This is a genomic window from Pseudomonas sp. PSB18 (assembly GCF_014596565.1).
Taxonomy (GTDB): domain Bacteria; phylum Pseudomonadota; class Gammaproteobacteria; order Pseudomonadales; family Pseudomonadaceae; genus Aquipseudomonas.
Map to the genome: position 1 here is coordinate 180,053 of NZ_NOIN01000007.1, position 16,699 is coordinate 196,751.

Below are 16,699 nucleotides of genomic sequence, written 5' to 3' on the forward strand. Positions count from 1 at the left end.
CGTGGAACCGCTGCAACGGCGGCTTACTCAACATCAGGAGATAAGACCATGCGATTTTTGGTGATCGTCAAAGCCAGCCCGGAATCGGAAGCCGGGGAAATGCCCAGTGAGGAGTTGTTGACCGCCATGGGCGCCTACAATGAAGAATTGGTCAAGGCCGGGGTGATGCTCGCGGGTGAGGGGCTGCACCCCAGTTCCAAGGGCGTGCGCGTGCAGTTTTCCGGCAAGAACCGGACCGTCGTCGACGGCCCCTTTGCTGAAACCAAGGAGCTGATCGCCGGCTTCTGGATCTTCCAGGTCCAGTCGCTGCAGGAGGCCATCGATTGGGTCAAGCGTTGTCCGAACCCGATGGTCAGCGACAGCGAGATCGAAATCCGGCAGATCTTCGAAATGGAGGATTTCGGCGAGACCTTTACCTCCGATCTACGCGAGCAGGAAGCACGCCTGCGGGCGCAGATGTCTGATCAATCGTAAACCTGACACCAGGAGATCCGACCATGAGAATCATTCCTTACCTGACCTTCAACGGTAACTGCAAGGAAGCCTTCGCACTGTACAAGGACGTGCTGGGCGGCGAGCAGTTCTCCATGAGCTTTGCCGAAGCGCCTGAAGAAACGGGCATGCCCAAGGACAACAACCTGATCCTGCATACTTGCCTGACCGTGGGCGATTTCAGCCTGATGGCTTCCGATTGCCCGCCGGGCCAGCCATACCGCAAGCCGCAGGGCGTTTCGGTATCCCTCAATGTCGACAGCGTGGCCGAGGCCGAGCGACTGTTCAATGGCTTGAGCGCGGGTGGCAGTGTGCACATGCCATTGGCGAAGACTTTCTGGGCGGAACGCTTCGCCATGTTCGAAGACCGTTTCGGGATTGCCTGGATGGTCAACTGCGAAGGTGCGAAGTAGGGGGGGGCGAGCGGGGCGTCGGTCTAGAGCGACGCCCTGATCACCAACGGGCAATCCACCGGCTGGGTGCCCGTGACCTCCAGCGTTTCGATCAGGTGCCGGGCGGCCTGGCGGCCAATTTCGTAGTACGGCAGTTGCACCGTGGTCAGTGGCGGGATGAACAGCTCGGCGATGCCGATCATGTTGTCGTAGCCGAGCACGGCCACATCGCCGGGAATCTTCAGGCCACGGCCCAACAGCAATTGATAGGCACAAAAGGCAATGCGGTCGTTGCCGCAGATCAGGATGTCGAACTCGGGGCGACCGTCGCGTATGTGCCGGTCAAGGATGGCGGCCGTTTCACCATAGGCATCGTGATCGGAAAGGTCATATTGCAGCAGTGCTTCCGGGGGCAGCCCGAATGCCTGGCAGGCACGCTGCAGGCCGGCCTGTCGCAGGCCCCAGGCAACGCTGCGTTTTGGCAGATTGATGCACAGGGGACGCCGATAGCCCAGGCTCAAGGCGTGATGCACGGCGCGGTGCTGGCCGCTCTCGTCATCCGGTACATAACTGACCAGGCGACCGTCATCCTCCAGGCAGTTGGCGAGCACCAGTGGTTTGCTTTTCAGGCGCTCGGGAATGCTCACCTGGCGCAACCCCATGGCACTGAAGATCAGCCCGTCGGGACGGTGCGAGAGCATCAGGTCGATGTCCTGGTCGGTGGGTGGGTTGTTCAACAGGTTGAGGATAAAGACGTTCCAGCCTGCCTGCTGCGCGGTCTGTTCGATGGACAGCAGCAGCTCGACGGCGAACGGTGTGGTCGCAGTGTCCAGGGCGAACACACCGATGGTCCGTGCCTGGAGGTTGTCGCCGCGCATTCTGCGCGCCGACAGGCTCGGTACGAATTGCAACTCATCAATGGCGCGCCGTACCCGCTGAAGGGTTTCGGCGCTCAGTTTTTCCGGATTGTTGAGCGCTCTGGAAACCGTCATCAGGGACACGCCGGCCAGCTGTGCAACGTCTTTCACTGAAGTCATGCGAAGTGGGGCCCGTCAGGTTGACGGGCAATCATGACACAGGGCCCGGGCTTCTCGCGACCGTTCATAGCCAGCCTGATCCCAGGGGCCATGCCCTGGGAATGGAGACGTGCCCGCCGTTCCCGCTGGCCAGCAACTTCACCCCCAGGCTGTCGGCTCGGGGATAGATGCGGCTGCTGAGGCTGAAGCGTCCGTTCTGGTCGAACACCTCGATGGATGACCGATCCAGGAACACGCGCAACTCCAGCTGTTCGAGTGTCGGGTCTATCGGCACGCTGCGCTGACCGTCGACTTGCGCCCCCGAACGGCTGCGATCCAGCACCAGGCGCTGCAAGGCCCCATCGTAGTAGAGCAGGGTTTGTTCGGCATTTTCGTCATCGGTGCTGCAGCGCAAGGCGACGCCCAGGTGACCGTCGGTGCAGCCGAGCAGGTCCAAGTGCACGAGGATTTCAAGCCGGTCGCCGCTGATGTGTGACAGCCATTGGGTGCCCGTGCCAGCCCACGGCGGCGTGCCGGGAAGCGGCGCCTGGCGCAGGTCGGTCAGTTCCCGCACCGGGAATACCCGCAGCCGGTCGGTATGCAGTTCAAGCTCGCGGGGCAGGCCGAGCATGCCGCACCAGTGATGCGCCTGGCTCGGCATCGGGCTCTCCCACATGTCGAGCCACGCCCACACCAGGCGTCGACCGTCGGCGGCCTCCAGTGTCTGCGCGGCGTAGAAGTCATGGCCATTATCCAGTTCGATGAAGGGGCCGCCGGTGAAGTGCCATTCGCTGTCGAGCCGGCCTACCCGGTAACCGGTCTGGTATTTGTTGAGCCGTTCGTAACCCTGGGGATGCATGCCCTGGGGGGAATACAGCAGCACATCGCGCCCGTTCAGTCGAAACAGGTCCGGGCACTCCCACATATAACCATCGCCTTCCTCGCCTTGATCGGCATAATCGAGGAACTCCCAGGTGTGCAGATCGGCTGAGCGGTACAACGGCAGCAGCGGCCTGTCGCCCAGACGTGCGCCGGCAATCAGGTACCAATGGTCATCCTGCTTCCAGACCTTGGGATCACGAAAATGCATGATCGTGTCCTCGGGCGGGCGTTCGATCACCGCGCCATGCTTGACGAAGTGAATACCGTCGGTACTGGTGGCCAGGCACTGGACTTGCCGGATCAGACCTTCGTCACCCACATCTCCCAGCCAGGCATGCCCGGTGTAGATCAGCGCCAGGGTATCCCCGCACACCACCGCACTGCCGGAAAAACACCCGTCGCGGTCGAAGTCATCGCCTGGTGCCAGGGCGATGGGCAGGTGCTGCCAATGAACCAGGTCGGCGCTCTTGGCATGGCCCCAATACATCGGTCCCCATTTCGCTTCGAAGGGGTGGTGTTGATAGAAGACATGGTATTCGCCACGAAAGTACACCACCCCGTTGGGGTCGTTCATCCAACCCGCCACGGGGGCAAGATGATAGGCGGGGCGATAATCCTGGATGACGCGGGACAGGCCGTCGCTCAGCGCCTGCTGCGCATGTTCGAGGGCCGGGGACAGGGTTGCAGGGGGCATAGGTGCGTTCATGGTATTCAAAGACAAGGTCATAGGGCGCCTGCGGGGGCCGGGCGCAGTGGCACGCCATCGGGCAATGTTTCAAGGGCGTGGCGCTTCAAGGCCAGCCCGTCGGCATCGAACAGGTGCAGATTGTCGGTTTCCAGGCGCAATTTGACCCGGTCGCCTACCTGCCAGCCGGCATTCACCTCGCAACGACAGATCAACGGCTCGTCCTGGCCGGTATCGACGTGTACATAGGTTTCGCTACCGAGGTATTCGACCCCGGTCACGACCACGCCGGAGGATCCGGGCGCGGACTCCAGTGTCACGTGTTCCGGACGGATCCCCAGAGTCAGCTGGGTGCCCGCCGCAAGGCCGGAGCTGTCGAAAGGCAGAGATGTCTTGCCCAGCACGAAGCTTTCCACCAGGCTGGTTTCCCCTGGCGCATGCAGAAACGCTGCAAGAAAATTCATCCTGGGCGAGCCGAGGAAACCGGCGACAAAGCGGCTGGCCGGGCGCTCGTAAAGTTCACGCGGCGAGCCGACCTGCTCGATGCGACCACCGTTGAGCACGACAATCTTGTCGGCCAGGGTCATCGCCTCGACCTGATCGTGGGTGACGTAGATCACGGTCGAACCCAGCCGGGCGTGCAACCGGGCGATTTCGTTGCGCATCTGCACGCGCAGGGAGGCATCCAGGTTGGACAGCGGCTCATCGAACAACAGGATGTCCGGTTCCCTCGCCATGGCCCTGCCCATGGCCACCCGCTGACGCTGGCCCCCCGACAATTCCTTTGGTTTGCGTTGCAGGAGCTTGTCCAGTTGCAGGATCTGCGCGGTTTTCAGCACGCGCTCGCGCAGGCTGGTCTTCTCGGTCTTGGCCAGTTTGAGCCCGAAACTGATGTTGTCGTAGACGGTCATGTGCGGGTACAGCGCATACGACTGGAACACCATGCCAACGCCACGCTCGCGGGGTTCCAGGTCGTTGACCCGGCGTCCATCGATCAGCAGGTCGCCGGCACAGATCGAGTCCAGTCCGGCAATCAGGCGTAGCAAGGTCGATTTTCCGCAACCGGAAGGGCCGACAAACACCACGAACTCACCTGCGGCGATGTCCAGGCTGACGTCGCGCAGAATGCGCGCGCCACCCAGTTGTTTGTTCACGCTGTGCAGTTTCAATTTGCTCACGATAAGGTTCCTTGTCTTTATGGGCCTCAGCCCTTCAACGCGCCGGCGGTGAGTCCGGAAACGATCCGGCGTTGGAAGATCAGCACCAGGATGACCAGCGGGACGGTGACCAGCACTGACGCCGCCATCAACAACCCCCAAGGCAGTTCATGGGAGCTGCCGCCGGAAATCAGCGCGATGGCGACCGGGACCGTGCGTTGGGTGTCGGTCAGGGTGAAGGTCAGGGCGAACAGGAATTCGTTCCAGGCCGCAATGAAGGCCAGCAGGCCGGTGGTGACCAGTGCCGGCCAGAGCAGGGGCAGCAGCACACGGGTCAGCGTGACCCACGGCGAAGCGCCGTCCATGATTGCCGCTTCCTCCAGTTCGTGGGGCAGTTGTCCCATGAAGGTCGTCAGCACCCAGACGGTGAAGGGCAGGGTGAAAATCGTGTAGCTCAGGATCAGCGCCCAGGACGTGTTGTAGAGGCCCAGGGCCCGTATCACCTCGAACAGCCCCGACAGCACGGCAACCTGAGGGAACATCGAGACCCCAAGGACCAGCATCAATACCGTGCCACGGCCCCGAAACTTGACCCTGCCCAGCGCATAGGCAGCCGTCAGGCTGAGGAACAGCGCCAGGGCCACCACGCACAGCGAAACCACCAGCGAATTGCCGATGGCCCGCAGGAACGAGGCTTGCTGGAGCACTGCGGCATAGTTGGAAAAGTCCGGGTTGTCGATCCAGTAACTCACCTGGAACAGGGCCGTGGATGACTTCAGCGACGTGACGATGGCGTAGTAGAACGGGAAGACCGCATACAGCAGCAGGACCCCGATCAGGCACCAGAACCCGAGGCGCAACAGCGCTTTTTTCAGCAGTCGCCGGTTCATGAGCGGACCTCCATCTGGCGGCGCCCGAGGTACAGATAGACGATGGCGATCACCGCAACCACCAGGAACAGCAGGCTCGAGGCGGCGCTGCCGTAACCGACGTCCTGGAATTCCACCAGGTGCTGGCGGGCGTAGACCGACATGCTCATGGTGCTCGAAGAATTCGAAGTCAGCACATAGATGACGTCGAACACCCGCAAGGCATCGAGAATGCGGAAGATCGCCGCCACCAGCAGCGCCGGCAGCAGCAGTGGCAGGGTGACCCGCCAGAACACTTTCAACGGGTGGATACCGTCGACCCGTGCGGCTTCGTAGCAATCGCCCGGCAACATCTGCAAGGCGGCCAGCATCAACAGCGTGACAAAGGGGACGGTCTTCCAGACGTCGACGATAATCACCGCCCACATCGACAGCTGCGCATCTGCGGTCCAGGCCAGGGGCGCGTCAATCAGCCCGAGGCCCAGCATCAGGTGATTGATGATGCCGAACTGGTCGTTGAGCATCCATGACCAGATCTTCGCCGAGACGATGGTCGGAATCGCCCAGGGAATCAGGATCAACGCCCGCACCAGGGCGCGCCCGGTGAAGTTAACGTTCAGCAACAGCGCCACCAGCAGTCCCAGCACCATTTCCAGTCCCACCGACACCACGGTGAAGTGCAGGGTGTTGCGCACCGCGTTCCACCATTGCGGATCCACCAGCACGCCGGACCAGCCGGAGCCGCTGTAGAACAGATAATTGCTCAAGCCGACAAAGGTGCCGCCCGTGGTGCCCGCGAGGCTGGCATCGGTCAGGCTGAACCAGAACGTACGCAGTAGCGGCCAGGCCGCCACCAAGGTCAGGCACAGCAGCATCGGCGCCAGGAACAGCCAGGCGGCGCGTACTCGGCGACGTTGTACCGGCGTTTCCCGGGCGGGCAGGTGCTCGGCGCAGGGCGCGTGGGCAGAAGAGACAGACATGGTGATTTCCTTCCTTGTGGCTTACCAGTTCCGGCGTTTGATGCGCGTGAGTTCACTTTCCAGGTCGACCAGCGCCTGATCGACCGGCAACTCTCCGGCCAGTACCCCGTGGACCTGGTCGAAGAACGCATTGGAGACCCGGGGATAACGGGCGGCAGTGATAGCGGCGGGGCGCATGACCCCATCGTTGAGGATGCTGTGCAGTTGGCTGTAATACGGCATGGCCGCGAGCAGTTCAGGGTCTTGATAGAGCGACTCGATAACCGGGTTGTAGGCGCCCACCAGCGCACGATGCTTCTGTTGTTGAGCGCTGGTCAGGTAGCTCACCAGTTCAGCGGCCAGCTTGGGCCTGGCGCTGTAGCGCGATACTGCCAGGCCCCAGCCACCGAGGGTGGAGGCATGGCTGCCGGTCGCGCCGCCACGGGGCAGGGGCGCGACCCCGACCTTGTCTTTCACCGAACTGTCCGGACTTTGCACCAGGGCCCAGGCATACGGCCAGTTGCGCATGAACAGGGCATTTCCCGACTGGAATACCCCACGTCCTTCTTCTTCGGTGTAGTTGAGCACGCCACGGGGGGAGATATCGCCTATCCAGCTTTTCGCCAGCGTCAACGCAGTTCGTGCGGCCTGGTTGTTGACCACGATGTCGCCTTGCGGATTGACCAGGCCGCCGTCCGGTTGACTGCTGATCCACTCCAGTGCGTTGCACGTCAGGCCTTCATAGGCCCGACCCTGGAAGACGTAGCCCCATGCGTTGGCATTCCCGGCGTTGCGCTCCGCCTGCTGCACAGCCCTGGCGGTAGCGGTCATTTCCTCCCAGGTCTGCGGGACCTGCTTGTTGTACTTATCGAGCAAATCCTTGCGGTAATACAACAGTCCCGAGTCGGTGAACCACGGCATCGTGACCAGCCGCCCACTCACGGTGGCGTTATCCACCTGGGCCTGGAAGTAGCCTTGGGTCGCGTTGGCAGGGAGTACCTCGCGCAGGTCCAGCAAATGGTTGGCCAGCATTCCCGGCCAGACCATGTCGATCTGGATGATGTCGATGTCGCTGGATTGCGCACTGAGGATCTGCTGGTAGAACGACAACCGCTCGGTTGCCGAGTTAGGTGTGGAGACCACGTCGACGCTGTGGCCGGTCTGTTTCGACCAGGCCTCGACAGCCTCCTTGCACAGTTGCAATTCCGCACCCACCGCACCGCAGGAGATCGTCAGATCGGCTGCGCTGGAAAGGCAGGGAAGCCCGGCAAAAACGCTGAACAGCGCTGCCGGAAGGAGCGATTTGAGTCGTTTCATAAAGCCCTCTTTATTTTTGTTTTTATAAAAGTTAACGTTAACATCGCCAAATGTAGCAGCGTATTTGCGATGAGGCATCCTTTTTTTCGTGGAATGTGACAATTGACCCTCCATGGAAAAAAGGTCGGTCGCGAGACAGAACAATAAAAACAAAACAGGGAAATCCACATGCAGAAAGCATCAAGCTGGCTCATTGCAGGCGTGCTCGGTACCTCGGCGGCCACTGTCCAGGCCGCGACGCTGGAAGAGCGCATGGCTGCCTTCGAGGCTCGCACCAGCGCCGCGGAAAAGCGCGCCGTCGCTGCCGAACAACAGGCCCAGGCACTCGCCAGGGAGCTGCAGCAACTCAAACTCACCCATCCCGGCTTGCAACCGACCGCCGCCGTTGCGACCACCCCCGTGGTACCTACCTTGGACGCACGGCTGGCAAAACTCGAAGCCAGTCAGCAAAGCCTGGAAAAAGCCGGCAGCGGCGGGCACCTCACTGACGGGTTCAGCTTCAAGGGCTACGCCCGCTCCGGATTGCTGATCAACGATGGGCTGGGGGGAGGGCGCGGCGGTCCCTATACGACGCCGGCCGGTTCCGTGGGGGGCGCGGTCGGACGACTCGGCAACGAGGACGACACCTACATGCGCATCGACCTGTCGAAAGAGCTGTATGCGCAGAACGGCACCCGTTCCAAATTCACCGTTTCCATTGCCGATGGAGTGGAAAGCTCCAATGACTGGACCGCCGAAGAAAGCAACCTGAACGTGCGCCAGGTGTTTACCGAACTCGACCATCTCGCCGCGTTCAAGGGCAACCCGATGTTCGAGAAGGCCACCCTGTGGGCAGGCAAGCGATTCGACCGGGACAACTTCGATATCCATTGGCTGGATTCGGACGTCGTTTATCTGGCCGGTACCGGCGGTGGCATCTACGACGTGCAGATGAGCAAGGACTGGCGCTCGAACTATTCCTTGATCGGACGCAACTACGGGGATTTCAGTGAAGGCGGAGTCAATGCGGACGTGGAGAGCTATGTGCTGACCTCCAACCAGTTTTTTGCCAACGGACAGTGGCAATGGATGTTCAACGGCATCGGCTCGAAGAAAAACGATTTCAGCACCCGCACCAATCAAGCCGGCCTGGCTCCGGCGGATTCCGGCTTGCACAGCATGATCGCGAATCATCAGCGCAGCTTTTTTGGTCGTGAAGGCTTCTTCAAGACGGCGCTGCTCTACGGACAAGGTCTGGGGGCGGAGGTCAAGAACATTGGTGCGGACGGCGAACTGATCGACGAAGCCCGGGCCCTGCGCCTGGCGCTCTACGGTGAAACCCCGATTGCGCCCGGCTGGCGCATCGGCCCGAGCCTGCTGGCCGAACAGAGCAAGGACCGCTACGTCAAGGGCGACGACTATCGCTGGATGACCCTGAACGTGCGACTGGCCAACGAGATCAACAGCAATTTCGAAATGGCCTACGAGATGAGCTGGCAGACCATGGACCTGGATCCCAAGGGCTACATGCAACGTAACGCGGTGGACGGCAACTTCTGGAAATTCACCGTTGCGCCGACCTTCAAGCCGGACTTGGGCGACCTGCTTACGCGTCCTGAACTGCGGGTGTTCGCGAGCGTCATGAACTGGTCTTCGGATCTGGATCGTTACAGCGCCTCGGATTCGTTCGGCAAGACGGATTTCAATGCCGGTGGTGTGTGGCAGTACGGGATTCAGATGGAGACGTGGTTCTAGGCCATCGGCATTCCTGTGGCGAGGGAGCTTGCTCCCGTTGGCCTGCACAGCAGGCCCGGAATCCAGTGGTTCGGTGTGTCAGGCTGATCGAGCCAAGGGATGGGGCCGCTGCGCGGCCCAGCGGGAGCAAGCTCCCTCGCCACAATGAATGGTATCCGCCTTGGGGCAGGCCATTTTTACACCATGGCCTCGGCGACCCCCTGATCCTCACCCAGAAACCCACCGCTCTGATGCTGCCACAGCCGCGCATAGGTGCCGTTTTTCGCCAGCAGTTCGGCGTGGGTGCCTTGTTCGATGATGCGTCCGTCATCCATGACAATCAGCCGATCCATCGCCGCGATCGTGGACAGCCGGTGGGCAATGGCGATGACCGTCTTGCCCTGCATCATTTCATCGAGGCTTTCCTGGATGGCGACTTCGACTTCCGAGTCCAGGGCGCTGGTGGCCTCGTCCAGCAACAGGATCGGCGCGTTCTTGAGCATCACCCGGGCAATGGCAATGCGTTGGCGCTGGCCGCCGGATAGCTTGATACCGCGCTCACCCACCAAGGTGTCATAGCCGGTGTGGCCTTGCCGGTCGCTCAATTGGCTGATGAACCCGTCGGCTTGAGCATTGGCCGCAGCCCTGCGGATCTGTGCTTCGGTCGCCTCCGGACGGCCGTAGGCGATGTTGTCGCGGATGGACCGGTGGAGCAGGGAGGTGTCCTGGGTGACCATGCCGATGGCGCTGCGCAGGCTGTCTTGGGTGACGTGGGCGATGTTTTGCCCGTCGATGCGAATCTCACCGCTGTCCACGTCGTAGAAACGCAACAGCAGGTTGATCAGCGTGGATTTGCCAGCACCGGAACGCCCCACCAGGCCGATCTTTTCGCCCGGGCGGATCGTCAGGCTAAGCCCATCGAGCACCTGGCGCTCACCGCTGTAGTTGAAGCTCACGTTGTCGAACGTCACCGCACCGCCGGAGGGCACCAGCACGCCGGCATCCGGCGCATCCTGCACCTTGGGGCCACGGGTCAAGGTGTCCATGCCATCCTGCACGGTGCCGATGCTTTCGAACAACGAGGTCATCTGCCACATGATCCAATGGGACATGCCGTTGATACGCAACGCCATGGCCGTGATCGCCGCCACCGCGCCGGTGCCGACTTCACCCTGGTGCCAGAGCCACAAGGCATAGCCACCTGCGCCAAGGATCAGGGCCACCACCAGCGCCTGATTGACGATCTCGAACTGGCTGACCAGGCGCATCTGGCGAAAGCCGGTCTGCTTGAAATCCTCCATCGCCGCGCGCGCGAAGTGCGCTTCTCGCTTGGAGTGCGAGAACAGCTTTACGGTGGTGATGTTGGTGTACGCATCCGAAATACGCCCGGTCATCGACGATCGGGCATGGGCCTGTTCCTGGCCAACCTGCCCCAGGCGTGGCACGAAATACAGCATGGCCAGCCCGAACAGCACGATCCAGGCAATAAAAGGCAGCATCAGTTTCAAGGCGAAGCCGCCGGCCAGCGCGATGATCGCGATGAAGTACACCCCGATGCCGGGTGCGATTTCGATCACGGTGAACAAGACTTCGCGCACGGCCAGTGCCGTCTGCATGACCTTGGTCGTGACGCGGCCGGAGAATTCGTCGGAAAAGAACGAAAGGCTTTGCCGCAGCATCAGGCGATGGAAATCCCAGCGCAGTCGCAACGGCAAATTGATCGCCAGGACCTGGTGCTGGACCATGGTCCGCAGCGCCACCAATCCAATGCTGGTGATCAGGACGATGCCGATCCCCCACAGCACCCGGCTTTCCTGCCCCTGCGCATCACCGCCGGCCTGCCAGGTCGAGAGCAAGTCCACGACCTGCCCAAGAAAAGAAAACAGCCAGGCCTCGTAGATCGACACGCCGGCACTGAGCAGCGCAAACACCAGGATATAGCCCCGAGCGCCCCGGGTGCAGGCCCATAGGAATCGCGTCAGGCCAACCGGTGGCGGTGGAGCCTCGTCGGGCGGGAAGGGGTCGAGTCTTCGTTCAAACACACGAAGCATTGCGATCTCCGAAAAAAAGGCGAGTTGAGAAGATTTTCCCAGTTTACGTGTGCTTGGAGGGTTTTGCAGGGCAGGGGTTCGGTGTGATTGACGTGTTTGTTGCAAGTAACAGAGCACGGGGCGCATGAACCTGGCTGCAAGGGAGTGACGCTCCTGAAGCGTGAGCGAGTGGCGGTAGGCTTTCAGCAGGAAGCAATCTGAATCGGGACTATGCTCACCGCTACTGCAGGAAAATCTACGGGTTTCAACTATCGGCGGTCGAGGAAAGGAGTTCCTATGCGTACAGTTTTTAATGCCCGATTGCATTATTGGTGCTTCGCCGGCTGTATGACCGGACTGGCGCTGATAGCCGCTCATCCAGCCCAAGCGGCCGACGACGGCATCGCCCGCGGCGCCACCGCAAGCCATAGCATTGCCTTCAGCAATTCCTACGCAGGCAGTGATTTCCGCAAGGTGATGGTGCGCAACTGGCAAGAGATTGCCGCCCAGGCGCAAAAGGATGGCTTGATCCGGGAGGCTCCGGTGGTCAGCGCCAATAACTCCGCGTCGGAACAGGCGGCCCATATCCAGGAGATGATCGTCAAGGGCGTCAACGCTATTGTCATCCTGGCCGCGTCCGACACGGCCCTCAATGGCGTGATCCGGGACGCCTGCAATGCCGGCATCGTGGTGGTCGTTATGGCCAGCCTGGTCACCGAACGCTGCGTCTATACCGTGGACTACAACTGGTCCGCTATGGGCCGCGTGGAAATGGATTACATCGCCGGGCGCCTCAAGGGAAAAGGAACGCTGCTGGAGATTCGCGGCATTGCCGGCGATGCCACCGATAAGAATATCAGTGACGGTATTCACAAGGCCGCCAGCGACTATCCGGGGCTGAAGTTTGCCAAGACGGTGTACGGCAACTGGACTACTTCCGTCGCACGCAAGGAAGTGGCACTGGCGCTGCCGTCGCTGCCAAGCATTGATGCCGTCGCGACCCAGGGTGGCGATGGTTATGGTGCTGCCATGGCGTTCAAGGCGGCGGGGCGCCCGTTACCGATTATCGTCATGGGCAACCGCCAGGACGAACTCGCCCTGTGGAAACAGGAACGCGATGCCAATGGCTACGAGACCGTCTCGGTTTCTGCCTCCCCGAGCGTCTCCCAGGTAGGTTTCTGGGTGGCCCAACAAATTCTGGCGGGCAAGCAGGTGCCGAAGTTCGTCGAGGTGCCACTGGTACGCATCGAGGCGAAAGACCTGGATACCTGGCTCGCCACCATGCCAGTAGGCGGCGCCGCCAATCCTTCCTATAGCCAGGCGTCCGTTGCGGCAATGATCGACGCGGCCAGCAGCAAGACGGCGCCACCGGTGCCTCAGCCGGACGTTACGAAGCAGTAGCGGCGCGCGAGGAGGCGAGACGTCATGCCGATATTCAAATCCGTCAGGGACAGACCCATTGCCGTCAGGATCGGCCTGGCGGTCGCCGCGCTGGTATTCCTGATGCTGGCGGTGTCGGTCGTGAACTTCTACGGCCTGCGAGGCATGGTCCGTGCGGTGGACTCCGCCAGCCATTCCGCGGAAATCCTGGCTTCGGTCAACGGTGCCACCGGACGGGTGGAAAACTTCATCGCCACCCGCGACCAGGAAAGCCTGCTTCAGGCCGAGGGCCTGGTGGCGACGGCGATTGCCGGACTCGCGGCCATTCCGGCGGCAGAGGCGCAATCGCTCAAGGGGAGCCTGGAGAGGCTCGCCGCGGCGATCACGGCCTTGCGGGCGGCGACCCTGACCATGGATGGCGAAACGGAGAACATGACCGCCCACTATGGCCGGATGCGAGAGGCCACGACGCTCATCGAGCAGGGCGTCGCCGATGGATTGAAAGGGCTTGATGCCCGCGCCGATGAGCATGGGGCGCGGGTGGGCAACATCGAAAGCGCCCACCGTATCCTGGATATCCTGCGCAACAGTGAAGGGATCATCATCGCCAATGTGGCCAAGAGCCTGGTGTCCGGTGATGGGACGGCCGTTACCGCAGCGCGCAATGCCTGCGCGGCACTCCCGCCCGTGATCGAGCAGTTGCGCGAGGTGATGGAGACGCCGCAGGAGGGAGAGATCCTGGACCGGTTGGCGACGGCGGTCGCCGCCGCCAGCCTGGCGGTCGAGCACCTTGATGAGGCACCCAAGCTTCGGGGAACCGAGGCTTTGCGGCAGCTCGCCGCCGTCGGGGATCTGGTCGAGGGCCTAGACGCCATATTGAGTGAACTGGACGAACACCTTAGTCATGACGCAAACGACATTCAGGCGGCAACCGGTTTGCTGCACAACGCCGCCGCATTATCCAAGCGTTTCGCCGAGCGTGTTGCCACCCTGGAGGCGCAGACGTTGTCGTTTCGCCTGGCGCCGTCGGCCGAGGTCGCCGGCGCTGTCGGCGAGATCCTGGACGAGCTTTCGCGTCTTTCTCGTGTGCTTCCGTCGGCCGTAGGGCTGCAAGCCGAAGCTACACCCCTGACGGTCAGTGATCAGATTGCCGGCTACCGGGCGGCATTCGCCAGGTTCCATCAGGCGAGCAACGCCTTGAGCGACGCGCGCGACCAGGTGCGCAACGAGGCACGGAGCGCCGGCCTGCTGGTTGCGCGCTTCGCTGGCGAAGCGCGCGTCGACGCCCTGGTGCACAAGGATCGCGGCATGCTGGCGACAGTGATGGCGGGTGCCGTCGCCATCTTGCTGGCCGGCGCCATCGCCTGGAGCACGTCGCGATTTGTCGCGCAGCCCATCGTGGCCTTGGCCACCGTCATGCGCCGGCTTGCGGCCGGCGACCTGAACGCCGAGATCGCCAGCGCCGGACGCGGCGACGAGATTGGGATCATGACCCGCGCCGTGCGGGTGTTCCAGGAGAATGCCCAGCGCATTCGGGTGCTGGAGGCCGAGGCCGAAGCCGAACGACAGCAAGTCCAGGCCTCTTTGGAAAGAATGGTCGCCGAACGGACCGACACGCTGCACCAGCAGACCGAAATCCTTGAAGTGCAGGCCGTCGAACTCATTCAGGCGCGCAACCAGGCCGAGGCGGCGAACCAGGCAAAGAGCGACTTCGTCGCCACGGTCAGCCACGAACTGCGTACACCCCTGACCCTCATTCTCGCCCCCCTGGAGCAGCTCTCGGCGGCGACCAGCCCGCCGGCGGACTGGCGTGTGCAAATCGACCGCGCCCAACGCAACGCGCTGCGGCTGATGAACCGGGTGAACGACATCCTCGACTTCTCCAAGGCCGAAGCGGGCAAGTTTGAGTTATGCCCGGCGCCAGTTGATTTGAACAAGGCGGTTGGCGTGCTTGCTGAAGATGCCGCCATGGTGGCCGAGAGCAAAGGCTGCACCTTGACCTGCAGCATCGATCCCGCGCTCGGTACGGTGTTCGTAGACCCCCGGCACTTCGAAAAAATTCTGCTCAACCTGGTGAGCAATGCCATCAAGTTCACGCCCTCTGGCGGCACCGTGCACCTGGCAGTCACTGCGCTTGACGGCGAGCGATTTGAACTCGCCGTGCACGACTCTGGCATTGGCATTGCGCCGGACAAACTGCCGTTGCTGTTCCAGCGTTTTTCCCAGATCGATAACTCCGCCACGCGCCAATACAGCGGCACAGGCATCGGTCTGGCCCTGGTCAAGGATCTGGCCGAACTGATGGGGGGTGAAGTCGGCGTCAACAGCGAGCTCGGGCGGGGGTCGTGCTTCTTTGTCCGGCTACCGCTGGGGGATGAGCCAAACACCGTACCGACTGAAGTCAGCGATGGGCGCGAGCGATCATCACCGGGCACAACGATCACCACCGAACAGCGTCACCTGCGGTTCGATGATGGCCGCCATGGCAGTCACAACGACCGAGCTACGGCCCAAGGCGCAAACGACGAGCAACCCTCGGAACACGTCGCGCAATCCAGGGTACTGGTGGTAGACGACAGCCCGGAAATGCTGAGCTACCTCAGCGAACTTTTGCACGACGACTACATCGTCGCCACTGCAACTAATGGAGAACAGGCGTGGGCAGTCCTGCAGCAACGACCAATCGACGTCATCCTCTCGGATGTGATGATGCCGGAGCTCGATGGCTTTGGCCTGACAGCCAGAATCAAGGCCAGCGCCGGTTTCGCCCATTTGCCCGTCATTCTGTTGACCGCCCGCGGCGGCAGCGAGGCGTGTGTCTCCGGGCTGGAGAGTGGCGCCGATGACTATATCGCCAAACCCTTCTCGCCGCTGGAGCTCAAGGCTCGCGTTCGCGCGGCGCTACGCATGAGTCACGTGCAAACGGAACTGCAGGCAAAGTCCCGTCAGGCGGGCATGGCCGAAATTGCCACTGCCGTGCTGCATAACGTCGGCAACATCCTCAACAGCGTGAACGTATCGGCAGAGACGGTCAGCCGCCAGATGCGTGCCTCCAAAGCCCAAGGGCTGGGCAAGGTGGCCCAACTGTTAAACGAACACGTCAATGACCTGAGCGATTTTCTCACCGGAGACCAAAAAGGAAAGATGCTACCCGGCTACCTGCTCAAGTTGGCGGAGGTGGTGACAGCGGAGCAGCAGGGCATCATCGAAGAACTCGGGCAGCTCACCAAGGGGATTGACCACATCAAAACCGTTGTCGCTGCCCAGCAGTCCCATGCCATCGCCGTCAGTGTCGTCGAAGCGGTTCCGGTCCCTGAGTTGATTGACGATGCGTTGCGCATGAGTACCGGATCACTGGCGCGCCAGGAGGTGACAGTGGTCAAGGACATTACCGACTTGCCCCTGCTGTTACTGGACCGGCATCGGGTACTGCTGATTCTGGTGAACCTGATTCGCAATGCCAGGCAAGCGTTGGAAGGCGTGAGCGATCGCAGCCCGTGCATCACGTTTGGCGCTTTCCTCGCAGACGGGCCAGTACTGCGGATTACGGTGACCGACAACGGCAATGGAATCGGGCCAGAGCACCTGAAGCGGATCTTTACCCATGGGTTCACGACTCGTAAAGACGGTCACGGATTCGGCCTGCATAGCTGCGCGCTAGCGGCGCAGGAAATGGGCGGCAGCTTGACCGTGCACAGCGACGGCGTCGGTCAGGGCGCAACCTTCATCCTCGATATCCCGCTTGAGGGCACTAACGCCAGTGAAGAATCCGAGCCAAAGCGGGCGTACGAGTAGGGCAAAGGGGTT

General features: G+C 61.8%; 11 protein-coding genes and 3 pseudogenes. 7 read left to right on the plus strand and 7 right to left on the minus strand.

The annotated features are described in order from the left end of the window. Nucleotides 1-48 precede the first annotated feature (48 nt). Together CGA22_RS18035 and CGA22_RS18040 are read left to right on the plus strand one after the other, a co-directional pair. The gene (locus CGA22_RS18035) at nt 49-474 is read left to right on the plus strand and encodes a YciI family protein (RefSeq protein ID WP_041022343.1); all 426 of its coding nucleotides are present in this window, start codon (nt 49-51) and stop codon (nt 472-474) included. Between the two features lie 23 nt (nt 475-497). Beyond that, nucleotides 498-905, plus strand: a complete 408-nt coding sequence (locus CGA22_RS18040) for a VOC family protein (protein WP_041022344.1) — start codon at nt 498-500, stop codon at nt 903-905. A gap of 23 nt (nt 906-928) precedes the next feature. Here the strand turns inward: CGA22_RS18040 and CGA22_RS18045 are convergent, their stop codons facing one another. The 6 genes from CGA22_RS18045 to CGA22_RS18070 form a co-directional block, all read right to left on the minus strand. Continuing rightward, on the minus strand, nt 929-1,921 hold the full coding sequence (locus tag CGA22_RS18045) for a LacI family DNA-binding transcriptional regulator (RefSeq protein WP_041022345.1): 993 nt from the start codon (nt 1,919-1,921) through the stop codon (nt 929-931). 64 nt (nt 1,922-1,985) lie between these two features. After that, nucleotides 1,986-3,509 carry a glycoside hydrolase family 32 protein gene (locus CGA22_RS18050; protein WP_052435115.1) on the minus strand — a complete coding sequence of 508 codons (1,524 nt, stop codon included), beginning with the start codon at nt 3,507-3,509 and terminating at the stop codon, nt 1,986-1,988. Beyond that, the gene (locus tag CGA22_RS18055) at nt 3,506-4,645 is read right to left on the minus strand and encodes an ABC transporter ATP-binding protein (protein ID WP_041022346.1); all 1,140 of its coding nucleotides are present in this window, start codon (nt 4,643-4,645) and stop codon (nt 3,506-3,508) included. Before CGA22_RS18055 ends, CGA22_RS18050 begins: the two co-directional genes overlap by 4 nt. A gap of 26 nt (nt 4,646-4,671) precedes the next feature. Continuing rightward, nucleotides 4,672-5,514 carry a carbohydrate ABC transporter permease gene (locus CGA22_RS18060; RefSeq protein WP_041022347.1) on the minus strand — a complete coding sequence of 281 codons (843 nt, stop codon included), beginning with the start codon at nt 5,512-5,514 and terminating at the stop codon, nt 4,672-4,674. Next, nucleotides 5,511-6,473: a carbohydrate ABC transporter permease gene (locus tag CGA22_RS18065; protein ID WP_041022348.1), complete on the minus strand. Its 963-nt coding sequence runs from the start codon at nt 6,471-6,473 to the stop codon at nt 5,511-5,513. Before CGA22_RS18065 ends, CGA22_RS18060 begins: the two co-directional genes overlap by 4 nt. Before the next feature lie 21 nt (nt 6,474-6,494). After that, nucleotides 6,495-7,769 (minus strand): ABC transporter substrate-binding protein, encoded by a 1,275-nt coding sequence (locus CGA22_RS18070; RefSeq protein WP_188258664.1) that lies wholly within the window; start codon nt 7,767-7,769, stop codon nt 6,495-6,497. A 168-nt stretch (nt 7,770-7,937) separates the two neighbouring features. Here CGA22_RS18070 and CGA22_RS18075 point away from each other — a divergent pair, with 168 nt between their 5' ends. After that, the gene (locus tag CGA22_RS18075) at nt 7,938-9,503 is read left to right on the plus strand and encodes a carbohydrate porin (protein WP_041024878.1); all 1,566 of its coding nucleotides are present in this window, start codon (nt 7,938-7,940) and stop codon (nt 9,501-9,503) included. A 176-nt stretch (nt 9,504-9,679) separates the two neighbouring features. On the opposite strand, the gene CGA22_RS18080 is transcribed toward CGA22_RS18075, so the two are convergent. Beyond that, entirely contained in the window at nt 9,680-11,533 is a 1,854-nt protein-coding gene (locus CGA22_RS18080) for an ABC transporter ATP-binding protein (RefSeq protein ID WP_041024879.1), read from the minus strand. A gap of 276 nt (nt 11,534-11,809) precedes the next feature. On the opposite strand from CGA22_RS18080, the gene CGA22_RS18085 reads away from it, so the two are divergent. The 4 genes and pseudogenes from CGA22_RS18085 to CGA22_RS27540 form a co-directional block, all read left to right on the plus strand. Next, complete coding sequence (locus tag CGA22_RS18085; RefSeq protein WP_041024880.1) at nt 11,810-12,913, plus strand: ABC transporter substrate-binding protein; 1,104 nt, start codon at nt 11,810-11,812, stop codon at nt 12,911-12,913. 1,302 nt (nt 12,914-14,215) lie between these two features. After that, nucleotides 14,216-15,250, plus strand: a pseudogene (locus CGA22_RS27530) (sensor histidine kinase); the annotation flags it as partial. Between the two features lie 213 nt (nt 15,251-15,463). Beyond that, nucleotides 15,464-15,799 (plus strand): annotated as a pseudogene (locus tag CGA22_RS27535) (response regulator transcription factor); the annotation flags it as partial. A 519-nt stretch (nt 15,800-16,318) separates the two neighbouring features. Next, nucleotides 16,319-16,687 (plus strand): annotated as a pseudogene (locus CGA22_RS27540) (ATP-binding protein); the annotation flags it as partial. Between the last annotated feature and the right edge of the window lie 12 nt (nt 16,688-16,699).